The following is a 21882-nucleotide window of genomic DNA, read 5'->3' as shown; positions in this document are numbered from 1 at the left end:
TAATTATTTTACCTCGTGAAAAAAGTCTCCGCTTTTCCCACCCGTTTTTTGAACTAAATATGTTTCTTTCATGACCATCGTTTTATCAACAGCTTTACACATATCGTAAAAAGTAAGGGCGGCGATTGATACGGCCGTTAATGCTTCCATTTCTACACCTGTTTTACCGCTGCATGTTACTGTCGCTCGTATGATCAACTCATAACCATGGGTTTTCTTTTCATAATGGAACGTAAAGTCTGTTCCTTGGATTAATATCGGGTGACACATCGGAATAATATTCGCTGTTTTTTTAGCACCGATTATTCCAGCTACTTGTGCTACTTGGAGCGGATCTCCTTTTTTCAATCCCCCACTTTGGATTGCTTCAAATAGTTCATTTGATAAAGAAATTGTACTTTGTGCAATAGCTGTGCGTGTTGAAATATCTTTTTGAGAAATATCAACCATTTTTGCTCTTCCCTCTTCGTTCCAGTGCGAAAACTCACTCATAATGATCCTCCTTAACGTATGAAAGATAAGATATTCAAATAGAAAGAATTAACCTCCACTTACAGGCGGGATAAACGCTACTGTGTCTCCGGCTTTTACAATATCTTCGTCCGTTACAAATTCTTCGTTAATCGCTACCATAACTTTATCTAGCGATTGTAATTGATACTTATCTTTCAGCCATTTTTTCAATTGATAAACATTCATCTCTCGTTTTTCTATTATTGCTAATCTCTCTGAGCCAACTTCTTCTCTTAAATTTGCGAACAGTAAAATTGTTATCATCTTCTCATGCTTCTTTCTTTGGTTTTCCTTCTGGATATGGAGTATTTTCAAGTTGATCTCCAATCCACTTCGTTCCATCTTCCCAAAATTCTTTTTTCCAAATTGGGACGATTCTCTTTATACGTTCAATTGCGTATTCATTCGCCTCATACGCCACTTTACGATGCGGTGACGATACTGCAATGACAACGGCAATATCCATTATTTCTAGTCGTCCTACTCGGTGCGTGATTGCTATTTTTGCATCCGGCCATTTTTTCTTAATTTCTTCTCCGATTTCAGTAAGCTTTTTTACTGCCATCGGTTTATAAGCTTCATACTCAAGATGTAACGTTCGTTTTCCTTTCGTTACTTCTCTTACCGTTCCAATAAAAGTTGTAATGGCCCCTGTTTCTCGTCTTGCTACTTTATCCGTTACTTCTTCCACTACAATCGGAGTATCTACAATTTCAAATCGAGCTTGTCCCATCAAAACCTCTCCCCACTTTACGGAATGTCCAAGGCCATTCACTACCTTCGTTATCTTCTAATAAAAGAATGTCTACAAACATCCCTTTCTTATATCCTCTCGTTCCGCCCTGTAGGACGATAAAAATGTTTGATTCTGCTAATGAAGAAACGGAACTAGATTTATCAAATCCTGATGGATAAGCGATTAGTTGTCCTTCGTTATACTGAAGCTTACCTCGTACAAATTTTGTAAATGGATTCGGTTTTAGAAAATCTTCTCCGAGCATTGCTTTTTCTCGTTTTACATGTGGTTTTTCGCTAAACATATACGCACGAATGCTAGGTTTTACGAATAATTCAAAACCTACATAGCAAGCAGATGGATTACCTGATAATCCAAATAATAATTTTCCGTTTAATTGCGCTACAGTCGTGACGCTACCCGGCCGCATGGCTACTTTATTAAAAAGAACTGATGCGCCTAATTTTTCGTATATAGCTGGCAAATAGTCATAGTCGCCTACCGAAACACCACCAGTTGTAATTAACATATCCACTTCGCTTAACGCTTTTTTCACTGCTTCGTAGCACGTATTCAAATCGTCACTAAACTTCCCAAAGTACTTTACTCTTCCACCTGCTCTTCGAATTTGAGACGATATCATATACGTATTACTATTTCGAATTTTCCCAGGCTGTAGTTCTTCATTTACATCGAGAAGTTCACTCCCAGTCGCTAATAGTCCAATGACAGGCTTTTTCGCTACTGACACTTCGCTATAACCGAATGTAGCAAGAAGAGCAGAAATACCTGGATTAATGTAACGACCTCTTTTTGCGAGAACGGTTCCTTTCCGAACATCTTCACCTTGAAAGGAAATATTGTCTCCTTCTTTAAATGAGCGTCTCACTTCCATATAGCTTTTTCCGATATTCTCATATTGACGATGACGAGTCAGTTCTAGCATGACGACCGTGTTACATCCTTTCGGAATTTGTGCCCCTGTCATAATTCGAACTGCTTGAAACGCTCCTACTTCTTTAGGAAATACGGAACCTGCTCCAATTTCACCGATGACTTCAAATACGATTGGATTCTCACTACTAGCTCGTAAAGTATCTTCTGCCCTAATAGCAAATCCATCATATGGCGAGCGATTGAAGGAAGGAACATCGTGATCCGCTACTATATCGTCTGCTAACGTACGTCCGTATGCTAATTCCAGTGGTACTAGTTCTTTTACACCACAATTAGCAAATACCATCACTTTACGAACAGCCTCTTCAACTGTAATCGGCACTCTTCTTTCCATCATTATCCATCCTCTCTATTATCCTAATAACCGATAGTATAGTTGTTTCGCTTTTTGAATTTCATTCGTGCCATGAATAAATACACGACCATCATGAAAAATGACGATGCGATACTCTTCTAATTGGCAAGAGAGCAAATACGGATTCCGATCAACTTTCCCGTGATTCTTTAATACTTTTTCTAACTCATCAAAGTTGCAATGTCTATTATGCGCTGGTCTAATTTGAACTGTATTTCTTCCACATAACACAGCTGTCTTCGTTTGATTTTCGTATGATAAATAAGGATAAGTTCTATTTGTTCCGCACGAAGGACAGCCTTCCATTTTGATTTTTCCTAGTTTGATAGAATGATATTGATTACTCCATATATCAAACATTAAAAAAGTTTTCCGAACTGCTTCATAGTCTTCTACTAAAATTTTGAATGCTTCTGCCACTTGGTACGCTGCAACGATTTGAACAGCTGGACTAATAATTCCAACTGTGTCACACGTCGCCCCTGTAACAGGAACACTTTTCAGTACACAATGTAAGCACGGTGTTTTCTTCGGAATAATTGTATAGCTCATGCCATAACTTCCGACACAAGAACCGTAAATCCAAGGAATATTGTATTTTTGTGATATATCATTGATTACAAACCGAATATCGAAATTATCTGTGGCATCAATAATGACATCGACACCACCTAATAAAGCTTCCATATTATCTACTCTTGCATCCATTACTAGCGCCTGAATTTGCACGTCTGAATTAATTTGTTTGAGACGATTCTGCGCTGCGATTGCTTTTGGCAATTTTTCTATCGCATCTTGTTCAGCGTAAAGTTGTTGCCGCTGTAAATTGCTCCATTCTACGTAATCGCGATCAATAATCGTTAATTTCCCGATACCTGCACGTACAAACGCCTCTGCACTTGCACTTCCTAATGCACCTGCCCCTATTATTAATACATGCTTATTTCTAATTTTCTCTTGCCCTTCTTTTCCAATAGGAGTGAACAACTGTTGTCGTGAATACCGCTCTATCATGAGGTGCCTTCCTTTCAAATACTGTTATTTTTTCAATACATCTTCTTCGGTAGCACTTTGTTTCTGATAACAAGAAAAATAAGCGAATCCAACAAATCCAGCTCCGCCAATTACATTTCCGATAAAGACTGGCACAAAGTTTTTCGCAAGATCCATCCACGTAAGGTGACCAGCAAAAATAACTGCTGAAATGACAAACATATTTGCTACTACTTGCTGAAACCCAATTACGACAAACGCCATAATCGGAATCCAAATCCCAACAATCTTTCCGATTAAATCGTTCGTTCCATACGCTAACCAAATCGCAAGGCAAACGAGCCAGTTACAACCAATTGCCAAAATTAAAGTTCTCCCGAAAGATTCATGTAATTTATCTTGAGCTATCGCTATCGTTTTATTTAAATAGGCACCTTCAGTTAACCCGCCAAGGTGACCGAAACAATACGCTACGAAAAGTGCACCTGCGAAGTTCGTTAAAGTGATCCACGCCCAATTGTTTAACACATGTTTCAATGAAATTTTCCGTGCATACAGTGCCATGGCCATCGACATCATGTTTCCCGTAATTAATTCTCCTCCTGCTAAAACAACGAGCATAAGTCCAATAGGAAAAACCGCTCCTCCTATAAAATTGACTAAACTTCCCCACTGCTCCGGTACATTACCTAGAACACGAATATTAAGTAAAAATCCTAATGAAATGAATGCTCCTCCTAAAAAACCAAGAATAAGCATCGCTGATAGCGGTTGCCCCACCTTTTGAACACCGGATTCAATCACAAGCGCAGCAATTTGTTCCGGTTTATGAAATGCCATAACCAATTCCTCCATTTTTCTAATCAAAAAAAGCAGCACCAAAAAACCTTAACATCGTAAGGATTTTTGAATGCTGCTTAATCTCTCTGCATATCTCTTACAGAAATATCAATCATCATTTTTACTATACTTATAGAAAGTGTACAAAACTTGCACATTTCCCACTATTTACTTTAACAAAGAGAATCTACATTCATAGTAGTTTATCAGCCACCGATATGCGACATTTCAATTTTCGGCATTGTTTTTTTATTCGTATTGCTTAACCGTTCATCTGAATAGCGATCTGAACGATTATTCCAAATGTCACGAATAATATCAGTAATTTCCTCATCCGTATATCCAGAGCGAAGTAATTCTTTAAGATCGTTTCCTTTAGAAGCAAACAAACATGTATACAACTTTCCTTCTGCGGAAATACGCGCTCTCGTACATGATGAACAGAACGAATCTGTTACAGATGAAATAATTCCTACTTCTTCATCACTCCCGATATAACGATAACGTGTCGCAACTTCACCAGGATAGTTCGCTTCAATACGTTCAAGCGGCATCACTTTATGAATCATATCTACTATTTCTTGCTTAGAAACTACTTCGCCTAATTCCCAGCCGTTAAAATTTCCGACATCCATATATTCAATGAACCGAAGGATATGCTTATTCTCTTTAAAGTACTCTGCCATCTGAACGATGTCTTGTTCATTTTTCCCTTTTTGAACAACCATGTTCATTTTAATTTTCATTCCGGCTTCCGCGGCAGCCTGTATTCCTGCAAGAACAGTTTTTACTTTACTTCTATTCCCATTTAAATAAGAGAATCGTTCTTCATTTAACGAGTCTAAACTAACTGTCACACGAGATAAACCCGCCTTATATAAATCCGGAGCAAATTTTCTAAGTAATGATCCATTTGTCGTTAAACCAATATCCTCTACTCCTTCAATTTCGTTTAACCGTTGTATGAGTTCAGGTAGGCCTTTTCGAAGTAAAGGCTCTCCCCCAGTAATGCGTAACTTTCTTACACCTAAAGAAACGAAAATACGTGTAATCCTTTCAATTTCATCAAAAGATAAAATTTTATCATTAGACAAAAAAGAATAATCACGACCAAATATTTCCTCCGGCATACAATATCGACAGCGAAAATTACAACGATCAGTAACAGAAATACGCAAGTCCTTTAAAGGACGATCCAATTTGTCTAATGTAACAGATTTCATATTTATTGCCTCGTTTCTACTTATTTATATTTACAATCCGCTCTGGATGCGTATATACATTTAAAGATTTATTACGAATGAAGCCTATTGTAGTAATCCCTAACTGCTCTGCTAGCTCTAATGCTAACTTAGTTGGAGCTGATTTTGACAATATTACTTCACAGCCAATTTTCGCAACTTTCAATAGAATTTCAGAAGAGATACGTCCGCTAAAAACAATAATTTTATCACCAATCGAAATGTTATTTTTTAAACAATAGCCGTAAATTTTATCTAAAGCGTTATGTCTTCCTATATCCATGCGGCTTAAAACAATTCCGTTCACATCACATAAAGCTGCATTATGAACGCCGCCTGTATGTTGAAACGTAGACGCAGATTGCTGCATATCATTCATTAACCGAAAGCAATCCTCGGCAGAGATTTTTACGCGAATATCATTCATTTTTTTCGCAGTCAGCGCATCGTTTGCGAAAACAAACCCTTGCCTACTCATTCCACAGCACGAAGTAATATAACGTTTATTTTGCATGTCACGATAATAAGGATTGATTTTCGTCGTTTTTACATGGACATAGCCTTCTTTTTCTTGCACCCATATTTCATCAATATCTTCATACTTTCGGATAATGCCTTCAGAGGCTAAAAAGCCAATTACCATGTCTTCAATATACTCTGGAGTACTAACCATTGTAACAAATTCCTGGCCGTTAATTTTAACCGTTACAGGAAACTCTGTTACAATGCTATCCTCTATATGCTTGAATTCCCCTTGCTCATATTTAAAAATCCCCCGTTCCACCTGAATCGATTTCACGATGAGTATCCTTCTCTCACGTTATATTTTTATCAAAAACAAACACGGAAACTGCAATATCCTCATCTACTTTCATATCAGAAAATAGATGAACTAATTTCGCTCCAACAAGTTCCTCTAAATGCTCACGAGAATTAACAGCATACACTTCTTGAATCATTTTCGTTCGAGCCATATGAACCATTTCCGCACCATCCATCGTTCCCGAAATAAATTTCTCAGTAGGTGTCAAATTCCCATAAAGTGTAGCAATCGCCATATTTTCAGCAAATACAGTATGAATTCGCTCCGGCCCTTTTCCGAATAAATCCTTTCGAAGCTTTCGTATCATATCATTAAATTCATGCACCATTTTTGACATACTCTCATTCCTTCCTAGTTATTCCATCACAACTATTTTAACAAAATAACCATTTCGCCTAAACTATTTAATAATGAGACGAAATGGATCATCTTGTACAATTATCTCAAGTACACAAACAACATATGAAATACTATTATTGTTGCTTATCTATTCTTCTTTTAACCCTTTACCCATACCTTTTAAGAAATGAAGACCAAATCCGATAGCACGATTAATATCTGGATCCTTCAGTACTTTCATAAGGTCTAATATTCCTACTTTTTTATTACTTTGCAGATGCTGATTACCTTCATCCATACCTGTTAATACACTACCTACAAGCTTTTTCGTAAGTTCCGGATCAAGTTCTGTTAAAGCTCCTGCAGCGCCCATCATATTATTAATTAAATTTGTAACTGGTTCACGAGTGACTTGGCCTAGAACAATTTTTGTGATTGGTTCTTTCGCTTTCAGCATAGAATTTGCAGCTTCCAGCATCCCAATGTCATTTAGTTCACCTACTATATTAAACATTTGATGTAAAGCTTCTTCATTATTCGCTAGAAGTTCTTTTAAATCTTCGAGTTTTTGTTGTTTGAGTTCTTCCTCAGTTAGCTCCTGCTTCTGAATCGCTTGAATAGGTGCTGCCATATTCTTTTCTCCTCCCTAGTTATCCGTTAAATGTACGTATCCTGGACGAGCCCACTTACGATTTACCTCAATGCCGTTTTGAGGATGACGCTTTTTATTACGTGGGTTCGTTTTTGGCATCGGATTTTCACCTTCTACTTGTAACACTTCCATACACACTTTCGTTTGTTTATATGCAGGCGTATTCGTACGTTGATCGACCGCAGGACCTGTTAAGAAATTAATCGCCGTTTCATTATCTGTCGAGTTCATCGGTAAATACAGTTCATTCGCTTTTACACGATCCGTTACAAGTGCACGTAATTTAAGTGCTCCGAATGGAGAAACAAGGCGTACTAACGAACCAGTTTTCACTCCACGTTCCCTTGCTAACTCTGGAGAAACTTCAACGAAAACACCTGGTACTTTCGATTGAATACCAGTTGATTTATTTGTCATGTTCCCTTCATGGAAATGTTCAAGCATACGACCGTTATTAATGTGAAGATCGTATTCTGCTGGAAATTCAGCAGGACGTACCCAATCAGCTATCGCAAAACGAGCTTTTTTGTCCGGGAAGTTAAATCCATCTTTAAATAGCAGCGGCGTATTCGTTCCATCAAAACTTCCCCAGTGGAAACTGTTCCACCCTTCAAGCACTTCATAGTTTGCGTGTGCAAATAGTGGTGATAAGCTTGCCATTTCCGCAAAGATTTCACTTGGGTGATTATAGTTCCAATTTGCGCCTAACTTATTAGCAATTGCCTGCACGATCCACCAGTCTGGTTTCGCATCTCCTAGCGTTGGAAGCACTTGATATAATCTTTGTACACGACGCTCTGTATTTGTAAAAGTACCTTCTTTCTCAAGAGATGGCGCTGCTGGTAATACTACATCAGCGTATTGAGCTGTTTTAGAAAGGAACACATCTTGAACGACAAAGAATTCAAGGCTTGATAACACTTCATGCACATGATTTGCGTTCGAGTCTACAAGAGCCATATCTTCTCCAACAAGATACATAGCTTTCATTTTCCCTTCATCAATTGCGTGAAGCATTTCAATGTTATTAAGACCTGGTTTGTTATCAATTTTTACTCCGTAAGCTATTTCAAACTTTGCACGTTCTACATCGTTAGTAACGTGCTGATATCCCGGAAGCCAACCTGGGAGAGTTCCCATATCACAAGCACCTTGTACGTTATTATGACCTCTAAGCGGGTATGCACCAGCACCTGAACGGCGATAATTTCCTGTTGCAAGAAGTAAGTTTGAAATCGCAGCGGAAGTATCTGAACCACCCGTATTTTGCGTTACACCCATACCCCAAAGAATACACGTACCATCTGCATCACGAATCATCTCGGCCATTTGAACGAGAGTTTCTTTTGAAATACCTGTAATCTCTTCTGCATATTCAAGCGTATATTCTTTAAGACTATCTTTGAAATCTTCAAAGAAGTTTACATTCTCGTCGATGAACTGCTCATCATGCCAACCTTGATCGATCATATATTTTGTAACAGCCATTAACCATACTTGATCTGTTCCTTGCTTTGGACTAATAAAGATATCTGAACGCTCTGCCATTTCAGTTTTACGAAGATCTGCGACAATTAGTTTTTGACCGTGAAGTTTATGCGCACGTTTCACACGAGTCGCTAACACAGGATGACCTTCTGTTGGATTACAACCGACGATAATAACAAGACCCGATTGCGCGATATCTTTAATCGTCCCTGCATCTCCGCCCATACCAATTGTACGGAACAATCCATCCGTCGCTGGTGATTGACAATAACGTGAGCAGTTATCAATATTGTTCGTTTCAAACACTTGTCGTGCTAATTTTTGAATAACATAATTATCTTCATTCGTAATTTTAGAAGAAGAAATAAAGCCGATAGAACCTTTACCGTACTCTTCTTTAATAGAGCCCATTTTATTTGCCACTACATTAAGCGCTTCTTCCCAAGTTGATTCCACGAACACTCCATTTTTACGAATTAAAGGTTTCGTAATTCGTTTTTCGGAATTCACGAAATCCCAACCAAACTTTCCTTTTACACAAGTAGAAATCGCATTAACTGGTGCTTCAGAAGATGGTTGCACTTTTAAAATTTCACGGCCCTTCGTCCACACTTCAAATGAACAACCTACACCACAAAACGTACATACTGTTTTCGTCTTCTTCGTACGAGTATCGCGCATTGCAGCTTCTACTTCTGACACAGCGAAAATACCGCTATATCCAGGTTCAACCTCTTTAATAAGATCGACCATAGGCTCAAGAATATCCGGCTTCAGCCCAGTCATAAATCCAGCTTCACCAAGCATCGATTTCTCCATTAATGCATTACAAGGACAAATTGTTACACATTGACCGCAGCTTACACATGAAGAATCGTTAATATCTACTCCTTCATCCCAAATAACACGAGGACGCTCTGCCTCCCAATCAATAGATAACGTTTCATTTACTTGTAAGTTTTGACACACTTCTACACATTGACCACACGCGATACATTGATTCGGGTCATAGCGATAAAATGGATGAGACATATCAACTTCGCTTGCATCAACTTTTGGCTCGTAAGGATATTTTTGATGCTCAATTTCCATTAATTCTGCCGTATTATGCAGTTTACAATTCCCGTTATTGTTGTCACAAACCGTACAGTACAGTAAATGATTTTCTAATAAGCGGTCCATCGCCTCATGTTTTGCTGCCTTCGCACTAATAGAGGCTAACTCAATATTCATGCCGCTCGTCACTACAGTTGAACAGGATCGCACAAGCTTTCCATTCACTTCTACAATGCAAGTATCACACGTTTGAATCGGATCCACTTCCGGCACGTAACAAATTTGTGGATGTTCAATTCCGTTCTCATTAATGATGCCTAGTACCGTTGAACCAGGCTCAGCACTATATTCTTTGCCGTCAATTGTAATATGAACCATGCTGTCGTTCATGGTTACTCCCCCTTTTTGAGAATAAAAAAAACTCCACCACGAAAATATACGCACCACATTTTTGGCACGTTATCATCATGGTGGAGTAGTTTATTAGCACATCTTGCTAAAATACCAGTCCATTTATTCATAAATAAAATGATAGATTCATAACAGGTCATATCACGATTCCATCTTTAACACTATAATTATAGCGTTAAATCGAAAAATACACAATATAATTATTATTGAAAAGGACAAAGCACATAATGCTCTGACCTTTGTATTACATTTTAGAATTATTCTGAGATGACTTACTTCCCGGTGCAAACCAACCAATTAGTGCAATAGCAACTAATACTCCGTAGAAGATTAAAGTCCAAGTTGTACTGTGCGGGAAATCATGGTCTAAGATACCAATATCCTCGTGGGCAAGTGTAATTACAGCGAGTTTTACACCGACCCAGGCAACAATTGCGTATGCTGTTGTTTCCAATGCTGGACGTTTCTCAAGTAATTGTACAAACCAAGTTGCCGCAAATTTAATTAAAATAAGCCCGGCAATCCCTCCGAGAAGTACAACTATGAACTGGCCTCCATCCATACCACCGAAATCTTCTAGCGGTGAATCTGGAAGACCAAGGGCAAGAGCAACTGCGGCTAATATTGAATCGATCGCGAAAGCAAGGTCAGCTAATGCAATCTTTCCTACTGTGAACCAGTAGCTTTTACCTGCCGCTTCCTTTTCATCGTCCTTATGAATATTTTGATTGTCTTTTCCGAATTGCGCCTGAATGACATGCTTCAATCCTAAATAAAGAAGATACGCTGCTCCTATTGCTTGTATTTGCCAAACATTTGCAATAAATGAAATCGCAAATAGAGCTGCAAATCGAAAAACAAAGGCCATAATAATTCCGTAATTTATAGCTCTTTTTTTCTCTTCTTCGGGTAAGTGTTTCGCAATAACTGCTAGTACAAGGGCATTGTCAGCCGATAACAATCCTTCTAATCCAATTAGAATTAATAATGCCCAAGCATACTCTAGCCATATTGAATCCATCCGCTTCTCTCCTTTCTAAAACTAAAATCAGATAAAGTCTTTGCTCATTAGAATTTCCTATTAAGCCAAATTAAATGCTAAAACATTTTGACAGTTACTTTGCTGTCCTCTATTTGTTATAATTTCAACAAAAAACAAATCTAGATTGTGGTTTTCTTAGAAAAGGTGACGCGACATTGTCCTTAAAAACTTGATGAATTCATCTTCACTTACAGGTTTACTGTAGTAATAGCCCTGAATTAGATAACATGCATTACGTTGTAACACTGTTAATTGTTCCTTCGTTTCTACCCCTTCTGCGATCACTTTCATGTTTAAAGTATGCGCTAGTGAAATAATGGTATGAATAATTTCATTTCCATCAGTAGAATTTCCGATCCTATTAACAAATTCTCTTGGAATTTTTAAGGTATCAATTGGATACAAAGGGAGATATGCTAATGAAGAATACCCTGTGCCAAAATCGTCAATTGATAAATGTACACCATATGATTTTAATGCTTTTAACTTCGCTAACGTTTCTTTTTCATCTACCATTGCTATCCGCTCAGTTAATTCTAAATCGATCGAACTAGCAGGTACCCCTACTTCTTCTATAGTAGATATGATTGTTTGAACAAAGTCCTTCTGTTCAAACTCTATAGCTGATAAATTTATCCCCATTTTTAGATTTGAATAGCCCGCAGAATGCCATTCTTTCAGTTGTCGGCACGCTTCCTGTAACGTCCATTTCCCAATTGAAATAATCTGCGATGTTTCTTCCGCGATAGGTATAAACTCAAAAGGTGAAATCAGCCCCAGCTCTGGATGTTGCCAACGTATTAAAGCCTCTGCACCAATAACCATACCAGCCTTACTATCAACTTGTGGTTGATATAATAGAAACAACTCATTATTTTCTAATGCATTAGGTAAATCCTGTTCTAATCGTAATCGTCTTGTTATTTTTTTTGATAATGTCTCGTCATACATGCAAACAGCATTATTACCTTTTTCCTTTGCACTATACATAGCAATATCAGCATGTTGTAAAAGTGTAGTAGTATTTATTCCTCCAAACGGATACACTGCTATTCCTATACTAAGAGATAAGTAAAAGCTATGCTGATTTACTACAAATGCTTCTTCAGTTATACGAAATAGAGTTTCACATAAATCCAATAGCTGTTGCTCTGTATGGTTATGGACTATGATTGCAAACTCATCTCCCCCTATTCTCGCTAGAGGAATAGCCGGTAACAGACATGTCCTAAAACGTTTAGCAACTTCTTTTAAAACACTGTCACCAATTGAATGTCCCAGTGTATCATTAATAGTCTTAAAACGATTTAAATCTATATACAAGAGTCCAAATTCATCCTGCGTTTTTTGTGCACGCCCAATGGATTTTTCTAATTCTTGTTGGAAGAATATTCGATTTCCAATCCCCGTCACTGTATCATGGAATGCTAGATAGTTTATCTCATCTTGTTGTTGCTTCATTCTCGTAATGTCTTTTACCATTACATAACTCCCAAAAGTTTGCCCTTCTATCATAATAGGAACAATGGTGACGTACCAAAAATGAATGTCCTTCTCATTATTATTTTTCACACGTAATTGTAACGAAGCCGAACTGCATCGTTTCCCTTCCTGTAGAGCCGCTTCCAATTCAGATCTATCTTCATCTAAAAAAATCGAGAAGCACTCTTTACCTATTAATTCATCACTGTTTTTTCCTAATAACATACTTCCAGCCTGGTTTATATTTAACACAGTACCATTTGAATTAATCGTTAAAATAGGATCTGGATGATACTCATATAATGACTTAAATCTCTCTTGATTTTTGACCAAGTCATTGGATTTGTTTATTAAATCTTCTGTTCTTTGAGATACTTTTTGTTCTAATTGATTATTAAACACTTTTAACATTTCGGTTAAATCTCTGTTTTGCATTCGTACGATAGTATGACGAATCAGCACAAATACAAATGCAATACAATTCCCAGTAATAAGTGTAGCCGAGGAAGTTTGCTCTTTTAAAGTAAAGCCAATTAATACCGCAACTGCAAGATAAGGAAATATAACAAGAAGTTTCTTCCCAAATGTGGGATCGATAATGAAATAATTCCTTCTAGAAGATGCATTCTTTGAGATCGAAGCAGCAATAGCGATAAATAATAGGAAAACTCTATACAAACACCTTAATAATATAAGTGAACGATCTGACAAATCATCTTGTAAGTAAAAATACAAGTAGTCCGTAATAGCCAATCCAGTTAATACGAGGATAAAAATAAATAATTTACTTTTCGCATTAAAAATAGCTGGTCGAAAGATTAGACTAACTCCTAATAAAAGAAGTAATAAATCTATAATCGGAAAAATAAATGAGAGAAAAACATCTCCAATTGATAAGAATAAGATATTTGCAGAAGGTTTATTAAACAGGTACCACTCTAATGTAAAAATGGCAGTAACAACAATACATAAATCACAAATTAAATACGCTTTTTCCCACTTGTTACATTCCATAATGATTTTATAAAAGAATGCAAAGAGAAAGAAGAATAAGAAAAACAACAAAAACACATCAGAGATATTAAAATTTTGTATCGGTAATTCTACATTAAGTACTTGAAAAGCGGATATAAAATTCCCGATCAAGAAACACCCTATTGCAATAGTAATGCAAACCCAGAATACTCCTAACTTAATTTTTCCGGATAATATAGAATAAAGTAATGAGATAAATACAATAGTTTCAACAACTAAGGATGATAGTCGGATATTAAAATCTGATACAAAATAATGATTCGGAAAAACAAATAAAAATATAAAACAAAAGCTTATACAGAATATTAGAGCTATTGTTAATAAGATAAATTGCAAATGTGAATGTTTAAGCAATATATTCACCTTCTTAAGTCTTTCATCATTTTTTAAAATTTGTATCTAATTATTATTCATATTATGACCATTTCAAAAGATTTCTTTCAAAATAAAGCACCGTTATATTAAACCTGCAGATATTTAAAAATTCCATAACAGGAATTACAACAAATATCTGCAGCTATGTCCTTAACAATATCAATTATTGTTATACGAACTATTTATGTAACAAGTAGATTTAATAGCTAATTAGTTCAAAGAATGTTTTCTTTGAACTAATTATATACTGCCCATCTGAATCATAAAGCTTAACGATCTTCAAGTTAAAATTTCACGTAAAAATAATGAATGTAGATGTATGTTTCTATCTATTTTTTGTGATGTGAAACAAAGAAAAAAACCCTAAACTATTTAGACATGAAAGTACCTACAATATTTCTAATAGTAACTATTTATCGTTTTTTGTTCATAACTTTCTATAGTATTTATTAAGGATACTAATTAAAACACCGACTTATTTATAATCCTTAATAAGTCGGCACCAGTATACACTATAAAACTAAAACACATTACAAAACTATACTTTAGCAATTTATAAATTTCATATTCCTAGAATTACTAAACTTTCTTTTACCTATTACAATCTATATTCAGATACATTATTTCCTTTCCATTCATAATAATCTAAAACCCCTTCATAAATGGCTTCTGCTGCAATCTGTCTGCCGTTTGCCGTAGATAGTTTACTGTAATCGATACCATTATCTATAAAAGCCAGTTCCGTTAACACAGCTGGCATGTCGTTTTCTCTTATAACATGAAGATCTCCATGTTTAACGCCTCTATCACGTGTTTGAAGAGCCTCTACTAAACGTGTTTGAATTTTTTCCGCTAACACACGACTTTCTTCCACATGAGGATTTGTTTTTTCGGATTCAGAAGATTTATAGTAGTATGTTTCTGTCCCTTTTGCATTACCATTAAAAGCATTTGCATGAATGCTTATAAAGATATCCCCCTCATTTTGCTTAGCAAATTTAACACGTTCCTGTAAAGAGCTTTTTTGGTCATGTCCAGGTCTAGTATCAGATTCACGAGTTAGTAAAACTGTAAATGGTGTATGTTTTTCGAGCAATTGTTGTAGGCGTAAGGAAGTGTCTAATACGATTTTACTTTCAGGCAATCCTTTTGTGGACTTTCCGGGATCTGCACCACCATGTCCAGGATCAATAATGATTGTTTTACTTTCTAAAGGGTTTTTCGGACTGTATTGAAGGGTATCTGTTTTGGCAGTAAGTTGTGCGGCTTCTGCACGTGTTATGAATTTATTTGGTTGCCAACCGTTATCTGTACCAACAGAAATCTTTAAATCAATTAAAATATTGGCAAATTTTTCACCCCAATGTCCTTTTAAATCATCAAATTTACTTTGCCCATTACTATTTGTTCTATCTTGTAGCTTATATGCATTTACTAACATTGTTGCCATTGCAGCACGAGTAACTTTTCCAGAAGGATTAAATATTCCATTTCCTTCACCTTTAATTATTCCTGCTTTTTCAGCTGCAGCAATATACGGCGTTCCCCAGTGGTTTTGTGAATCTGTAAAAGATGGTTTTGCATTTAAGTCAATATGTATACCAAGGGCCTTTGTCATAATTGTTGCCGCAGAAGCCCTATCTAATGTATCACTTGAACCAAAAGTTCCATCTGGATAACCACTCAATACTTTTTTATCAACTAAATAATTAACGGATTTGTCAGCCCATACAGGAACATCTGAGAATTTATGAGTATTTGCAAATGCACTAGATGAGTAGGATAGTAGACTTCCAGCAAGAATTCCTGTAGCAATTAATTTTTTCTTCAAAATTTAGCACCTCTAAAAAATTATTACAAGTTGGTAAATATATCATTTATAGTTAATCTTTAAATAATACGACCTAGAATAAAGAATAGATTAAATCCGCATTATCCCCATATTAAAGATACCAAATACAAATCGAACTATTATTCCGAAAAGAATCCTGAGACATACACTTATAGATAGAAACTATTAAATATATTCACCAACGTCGTGTAACCAGTATAGTTACTCATATGTACGAGTGTCAATTAAAAAAACCTTACATTTTTGTAAGATAACCATGTTAATTATGTAGTAAGTAATTATTATATAATGTGAATAATTACTCGGTATAATAAAATAGTAATCTTATATTTTAAACAAATATTAATTATCTTGGTAGGCAAATAACTTATAACAGCCACCTTTTTGGCTATGCTTTGGAATCCTACTTTACTCTTCAATTCTCCGTATTAAAAGTTTGTTGATGAAATGTAATAACAACTGTACGATTATACAACCTATTCACCTCAATTAAATCAGTTAAATATTGAGGAAAAGTCGGTTTATCTTTAAAATCATTATGTATTAAGTCCTTTCACAGTGACAATACGCATATTCCCAGTATTTTTCTGATGACAATACTACAAAGTAAGACCTAGCTCCTTCCTTTTGTAAAAATTTTTGATTTACTAAAATTAATTGTAACTTTTCCTCTATCCGAAACAATTCCATACAAAACAAAAGGGAAATACATATACACTATGTATCTCCCTTTTATTTTGTACCCAATTTTTTTATTGTGTTACGGTCATAACTTGTCCACTACGGTCAACCATAATTTTCATTTTTCCGTCTTGAGCGTTATATAACCCTAGCTTATGTAGATCTTGTTTGCATTCTTTTACGAAGTAAGGCAATGTACGAATTTGATCGATATCAGAGCTCGTAATAAAATGAATTAAATGATGCGTCATCTCTTTAATATCATGAACGAGTTCTTCCTTCTCTCGTTTTAATCTTTCATTTTCAGCTCGTAATGAATGTAATTCACCTTCTGCATTCTTTTCATCTTTTGAACGCTCTGCTGCCATACTGGAAAGCTTATAGATTCCCTCCATGAACTGATGCAATTCGTGTTCTTTCTTGTCACTACATTGACTAATTGTTTCAAAGTTATCCACGATGCCAGATATAACTGTTACGAGGCTTTTTTCATCATCTCCATTTCGAACGTCTTCAATTACTTCCTGCTTACTTTCTTGTTTTGTCTCAGCAATTGTCTCTTTTACAGGTGCATATTTACGTTTTCGCCCCGGCTTTTGTTTTTCAATATTTTCAAACGGGATTTCTTGTTTTTTTAATTTATAATACGTATTTTGCAATTGACTTTCCGTTTTTCGAAAAAGATTCAATTCATTTTTACTAACATATTTTGAAATATTTGCGATGTTTAAGCCATGACGTTGACAAAATTGATACACTTCATACAATAATTCTAGTTCAGACTTCAACCAAGTAATCGCTGATTTTTCATATTCTCGCATACCGCCATTTTTTTCTATATCTATTTGAAATAATACCATTCTATTATATAAATCGATTAGCTCTTCATACCCGATTTGGAATTGTTTCTCTATTTTTTTAAATTCCGCCTCTAATTTCATATCGTTCGTTTTATTATTTGACATGTTTTGTAAAAGACTTAATACATTGATTGCTGTGTGGTGATACATAATATGTGTCACTCCCCCTCATCCTTTCACAATTCTCATCTGACTCCCATGTCTTTTAAGAAAATAGAAATTTCCACATATCCATATTATAACATTTCGAAATTATCTGTCAAATAATTAACATACAAAAAGTTATAAAAAGTATCGAAATAAAAAATGATTTTTAACAAATATTAAAAAATAAAAAATAGCTAAGCAAAATATTATATCAGAAAAATTCTATTTAATTATATTATATGGTATTTCTAATATATTTTCACCGAAAAAGCTTGCGTCACCACGAAATCTTATAGATGAAATAATTGAACATCATGTAAGAAAACCCTCACCTTTATAGTAAAGGTGAGGGTTTTACACAACGCTAACTAATTAACCGAAAGAATGACCATTATTACCACGGTGGCTACAGAAAAACAAAAATATCTCAGAAACACTCAACCTTTCTGTCTTTATGCACATGGCTGGCTCCTCTCTTCCAACTAAAAGAAGCTTTATAGTACTAACTTATCAACTAGCCCGATTAACTCTTGAATATCAGGCTTACTCACTTGAGCATTCGCTCCAACTGCCTCACCTTTATGGAACAACTCATTTGTAATTAATGAAGAGAAAATAATGACTGGTAATTGATTCATTACTTCACTATCTTTAATTACTTTCGTTAAATGGTGTCCATCCATTTTCGGCATTTCAATATCTGTAATAAGCAGGTGAATATGTTCATACATTTTTTCACCTTGCTCTTTTGCTAGTTTTTCAATTTGTGCTAACGCTTCAGCACCATTACTGAAGAAGTTCATTTTCGTATATCCAGCTGATGATAATGTTTCTTCTAATATTTGGCGAAGCATCGCTGAATCTTCCGCAATATAAATCACCTTTTCAGCTCGATCTGTTTTTTGCTCTAATCCTGCAAGTGATTTATTGTCATAGCCAGTACCGCTAATTTCACATACAATTTTTTCATAATCTAATAGTAAAATGATTTTCCCATCTAGTTTTACAATACCAGATGTCGTTTCTTCTAGTCCCATAGATAATGAAGCTGGTTCATCAATTTGTTCCCATGAAATACGTTGAATACGATGCACTTCATCAACACGGAAAATAACTTTCATTTGGTTTAATTCTGAAATGATAAATTTCGTTTGATCAAGTGGTTTTATAGATTTTAAATTAAGAGCCGTTGCTAAGTTAATAACAGGTAAAATTTCACCACGTACTTGAACAACACCTTCAACTGCATGATGAGCTTCTGGCACAGTTGTAACAGGGAATGGATTAATAATTTCACGCACTTTCATTACATTAATACTAAATAAATTTTCACCAACAGTGTACGTTACGATTTCTAATTCGTTTGTTCCGCTTTCTAATAAAATACTTTGTGCTTGTGACATAAAGGTGTCGCTCCCCTTCCATTAATTCCGTATATTTAATTATTAAGCTTTATTAAAATCAAAAAGTCAACTACCTATATGAAAAATATAGATAGTTGAGTGATCCTCACAGTTTTAAAGTAGAAATACTACCGGTAAAACTTAATCTTGTATAAACGAAGCAAGTGCCTCTAGTAACACTTCTTGTGCTCCTACAATTTCTGTCGGCATTGCTTCCCATTTTTTCGAAAGTTCCGTTTCCACTCTTATTCTTAGCTCCGGATTCATTTCTTCTAGCACGTATTCTTTCGTTGCTATATCAACATCAAGTAGCGCAAGTGCATATAACTCCGGATCGTTTATTTTTTTAAATACTTGTTTCAATACCGCCGGTGCTATATGTTTTAACTTTTCAATGTGAATTTCCTTATCAGAAAATAGTAACTCATATTGAATATACGTAACATTTTCTTTAATAACTTTAAAATAGCAATTATTTTTTTTATCATTTACAAAATAACCGTTCGGATCTGCAATAATACTCTCTACTTGACGTATTAAATTAGGTAAACTACTCGCCGCCATTACAGTACGTTGCTCAATCTCACTTGGCGAAATGAATGTAACGCGATACTTATTCTGCGCCATCCTCCTCACCTCTCCTTTTATATAAACTTAGTCTAATTGTACAATATAGCACAACTATCTTAAATTAATCTAACTCTATTTCAAATCATTGCTCCTAGAATCAGAGAAATCCTCTCTCCAAAAAGTGAAGAGGCACCACCTAAACACTTGGATTACAGCCTCTCCAACTACCTTAGAACTACTCCATATCTCTACAACATGCGAGCCACTCATAAGCACTGTCGCTACTACAATCCGGTGAGCCTACCAATCACATTCATGGCTCCCAGCCTCTTCAACTAACCTAGAACCACTCCATATGCACTGACCGCTACTAAACATCGCTGGGCCCTCTCTCAAAACCTAAAAGAAAGCTTTTAAGCCCCTTTCAACAACTCAATGTTATTGAACCAAAAAGCAAGCTGCTGATCCGTAATATCCGGCAACATAACGAAAAACTCACGGCACTTCATCTCATCTTTAAACAGTTGATACTTCCAAACACCACTACTACCAATACTTACGAAGTAAAACTCGTGTATACGGCCAATGATTGCTTGTTTTTCACCAAACAAATATGGAGGCACTTGTTTGATTTCAAATTGATCTGGTAAATATACATGCTCTTCTCGTTCTATTTTTAACATTTGCTCAGCAAGCTCACGTTTATTTTCGAAAAAAGGCAATTGTAAAATTCGCTCTTGTCTTGTCATACGAATAAAAAACCCTTCCTGCTACGTTACAATTTTTCTTTACGATTTATTATCGAATTAAGTTCACAACTTCATTTAATACTTCATCTGAAATTTTGATTACTTTCGCATTTCCTTGAAATCCGCGTTGGTATAACATTAAATCAACGAATTCTACAGATAAATCTACGTTTGCACCTTCTTGTGCACTACCGCGTACTTTTCCTGCACCATTTTGACCAGATACACCCATTGCTAAAATACCAGTTGTATTTGTCGCTGTGTAGTTACCATTACCATTTTTCATTAAGCCGCCTTCGTTCGGGAACATCGCAACAGCTAATTGACCCGCAGCTTTCATACTTCCATCAGAATATTTTACCATCACATATCCACCGTCAGCAATAAAGCAATCTTTAACAGTCGCTGCTGCTCTACCATCTACGTCTGTTACTGCTAATGTTTTCTCTGTCGGATGGTTTGTTAATTTACTAAAATCTAAATTTACTGTTCCGCCATTAAATGGAATAGACGCTCCAGGGTTTTGCTGATTTGGCTTTCCTACCGCATCGAATGTTACATCACCGCCTGCACCTTGAACCTCTTTAAACTCTGTTTCTTTTTTCGAGTCGTTACGCATATGTACTGTATATTTATAATTATGTTCACTAGTTTGTGTAAATTCTACACGCATTGTCCATGTATTACCGGCATCATCGTATGCAGGCAATTCTTGCGTAATCTGTTTTGCATCGGCTGGAATATTCCCTCCAACGACTCCTTTTGACGTTCGAATACCACCGATTGCTGATCCCATTGGAATTTGCAACGGTCCTGGAATACCAGATAAATCAACTTCACCAGTTGCTGCATTTGCAGGATATGCAAATACATATTGTCCTTCTGTATTCGTAATATAGTAATCTGAAGATATTCCAAATGTACCTTTACGCGTAAATTCCGTGTTGCCGCCTTTTGAATCGCCAACCACGAAGAAACCATTACCTTCCATTGCTGCTTGTGTTTTACCACCAGTTAGCGTAATTGTACCATCGCTATAATCCGTAACTGTTCCGCTCATTTTCACACCGTTACCGATACTTTTCGGGTTCGTCCCTGCGTATTTATCGTCGCCTTTTGAACCAATTGAATTGTTATACAGTAAATCATCAAACATTGCTTTTTGTTTTTTATAACCAACTGTTTGTGCATTGGCAATATTATTTGAAGTTACACTTAATGCATTTTGTGTTGCATTCATCCCTGTAATACTTGTATATAACGCTTTAATCATAACGTATGT

At 35.8% G+C, this 21882-nt stretch carries 19 protein-coding genes and 2 pseudogenes; all 21 read right to left on the bottom strand.

Going from position 1 to position 21882, the window contains the following annotated elements:
* Positions 1 to 3 precede the first annotated feature (3 nt).
* The 21 genes and pseudogenes from moaC to NSQ69_RS08515 all read right to left on the bottom strand — a co-directional run bounded on the left by moaC (position 4) and on the right by NSQ69_RS08515 (position 21873).
* Positions 4 to 492: a cyclic pyranopterin monophosphate synthase MoaC gene (gene moaC, locus NSQ69_RS08615; RefSeq protein ID WP_341099155.1), complete on the bottom strand. Its 489-nt coding sequence runs from the start codon at positions 490 to 492 to the stop codon at positions 4 to 6.
* A 48-nt stretch (positions 493 to 540) separates the two neighbouring features.
* Positions 541 to 777, bottom strand: a complete 237-nt coding sequence (gene moaD, locus NSQ69_RS08610) for a molybdopterin converting factor subunit 1 (protein WP_341099154.1) — start codon at positions 775 to 777, stop codon at positions 541 to 543.
* A gap of 4 nt (positions 778 to 781) precedes the next feature.
* The gene (locus NSQ69_RS08605; protein WP_341099152.1) at positions 782 to 1246 is read right to left on the bottom strand and encodes a molybdenum cofactor biosynthesis protein MoaE; all 465 of its coding nucleotides are present in this window, start codon (positions 1244 to 1246) and stop codon (positions 782 to 784) included.
* Positions 1227 to 2540 (bottom strand): molybdopterin molybdotransferase MoeA, encoded by a 1314-nt coding sequence (locus NSQ69_RS08600; RefSeq protein WP_341099869.1) that lies wholly within the window; start codon positions 2538 to 2540, stop codon positions 1227 to 1229. Before NSQ69_RS08600 ends, NSQ69_RS08605 begins: the two co-directional genes overlap by 20 nt.
* 18 nt (positions 2541 to 2558) lie before the next feature.
* Complete coding sequence (locus tag NSQ69_RS08595; protein WP_341099151.1) at positions 2559 to 3575, bottom strand: molybdopterin-synthase adenylyltransferase MoeB; 1017 nt, start codon at positions 3573 to 3575, stop codon at positions 2559 to 2561.
* 24 nt (positions 3576 to 3599) lie between these two features.
* Complete coding sequence (locus NSQ69_RS08590) at positions 3600 to 4394, bottom strand: formate/nitrite transporter family protein (protein ID WP_016094387.1); 795 nt, start codon at positions 4392 to 4394, stop codon at positions 3600 to 3602.
* A 206-nt stretch (positions 4395 to 4600) separates the two neighbouring features.
* The gene (gene moaA / locus NSQ69_RS08585; RefSeq protein ID WP_341099150.1) at positions 4601 to 5617 is read right to left on the bottom strand and encodes a GTP 3',8-cyclase MoaA; all 1017 of its coding nucleotides are present in this window, start codon (positions 5615 to 5617) and stop codon (positions 4601 to 4603) included.
* Between the two features lie 16 nt (positions 5618 to 5633).
* The gene (gene fdhD / locus NSQ69_RS08580; RefSeq protein WP_341099149.1) at positions 5634 to 6434 is read right to left on the bottom strand and encodes a formate dehydrogenase accessory sulfurtransferase FdhD; all 801 of its coding nucleotides are present in this window, start codon (positions 6432 to 6434) and stop codon (positions 5634 to 5636) included.
* 16 nt (positions 6435 to 6450) lie between these two features.
* Positions 6451 to 6795: a DUF2294 domain-containing protein gene (locus NSQ69_RS08575; protein WP_002168730.1), complete on the bottom strand. Its 345-nt coding sequence runs from the start codon at positions 6793 to 6795 to the stop codon at positions 6451 to 6453.
* Between the two features lie 150 nt (positions 6796 to 6945).
* Positions 6946 to 7428 carry a DUF1641 domain-containing protein gene (locus NSQ69_RS08570; protein ID WP_341099148.1) on the bottom strand — a complete coding sequence of 161 codons (483 nt, stop codon included), beginning with the start codon at positions 7426 to 7428 and terminating at the stop codon, positions 6946 to 6948.
* 15 nt (positions 7429 to 7443) lie between these two features.
* Positions 7444 to 10383: a formate dehydrogenase subunit alpha gene (gene fdhF, locus NSQ69_RS08565; RefSeq protein WP_341099147.1), complete on the bottom strand. Its 2940-nt coding sequence runs from the start codon at positions 10381 to 10383 to the stop codon at positions 7444 to 7446.
* A pseudogene (locus NSQ69_RS08560) lies at positions 10352 to 10544 on the bottom strand (hypothetical protein). Before NSQ69_RS08560 ends, fdhF begins: the two are co-directional and overlap by 32 nt.
* Positions 10545 to 10648: 104 nt before the next feature.
* Positions 10649 to 11425 carry a TerC family protein gene (locus NSQ69_RS08555; RefSeq protein WP_002012018.1) on the bottom strand — a complete coding sequence of 259 codons (777 nt, stop codon included), beginning with the start codon at positions 11423 to 11425 and terminating at the stop codon, positions 10649 to 10651.
* Between the two features lie 156 nt (positions 11426 to 11581).
* A complete protein-coding gene (locus tag NSQ69_RS08550) occupies positions 11582 to 14317 on the bottom strand; it encodes a sensor domain-containing protein (protein WP_341099146.1) in 2736 nt (911 codons plus the stop codon).
* Positions 14318 to 14936: 619 nt separating this feature from the next.
* Complete coding sequence (locus NSQ69_RS08545; protein WP_341099145.1) at positions 14937 to 16169, bottom strand: N-acetylmuramoyl-L-alanine amidase; 1233 nt, start codon at positions 16167 to 16169, stop codon at positions 14937 to 14939.
* Between the two features lie 448 nt (positions 16170 to 16617).
* A pseudogene (locus tag NSQ69_RS08540) lies at positions 16618 to 16859 on the bottom strand (Ger(x)C family spore germination protein); the annotation flags it as partial.
* An 83-nt stretch (positions 16860 to 16942) separates the two neighbouring features.
* On the bottom strand, positions 16943 to 17881 hold the full coding sequence (locus NSQ69_RS08535) for a DNA-binding domain-containing protein (RefSeq protein ID WP_341099868.1): 939 nt from the start codon (positions 17879 to 17881) through the stop codon (positions 16943 to 16945).
* A gap of 491 nt (positions 17882 to 18372) precedes the next feature.
* Positions 18373 to 19281: a chemotaxis protein gene (locus NSQ69_RS08530; RefSeq protein ID WP_002126599.1), complete on the bottom strand. Its 909-nt coding sequence runs from the start codon at positions 19279 to 19281 to the stop codon at positions 18373 to 18375.
* A gap of 141 nt (positions 19282 to 19422) precedes the next feature.
* Entirely contained in the window at positions 19423 to 19908 is a 486-nt protein-coding gene (locus NSQ69_RS08525) for a hypothetical protein (RefSeq protein WP_002012030.1), read from the bottom strand.
* A gap of 356 nt (positions 19909 to 20264) precedes the next feature.
* Positions 20265 to 20600: a DUF3964 family protein gene (locus NSQ69_RS08520; protein ID WP_341099143.1), complete on the bottom strand. Its 336-nt coding sequence runs from the start codon at positions 20598 to 20600 to the stop codon at positions 20265 to 20267.
* Between the two features lie 49 nt (positions 20601 to 20649).
* The gene (locus NSQ69_RS08515) at positions 20650 to 21873 is read right to left on the bottom strand and encodes a flagellar hook protein FlgE (RefSeq protein WP_002126594.1); all 1224 of its coding nucleotides are present in this window, start codon (positions 21871 to 21873) and stop codon (positions 20650 to 20652) included.
* Positions 21874 to 21882 lie beyond the last annotated feature (9 nt).

Origin of the sequence: Bacillus sp. FSL R10-2201 (assembly GCF_038008665.1) — a bacterium.
In the GTDB taxonomy this organism is placed as follows: domain Bacteria; phylum Bacillota; class Bacilli; order Bacillales; family Bacillaceae_G; genus Bacillus_A; species Bacillus_A mycoides.
The sequence above is the reverse complement of the archived record's forward strand: the minus strand, read 5'-3'. Positions and strand labels throughout refer to the sequence as shown.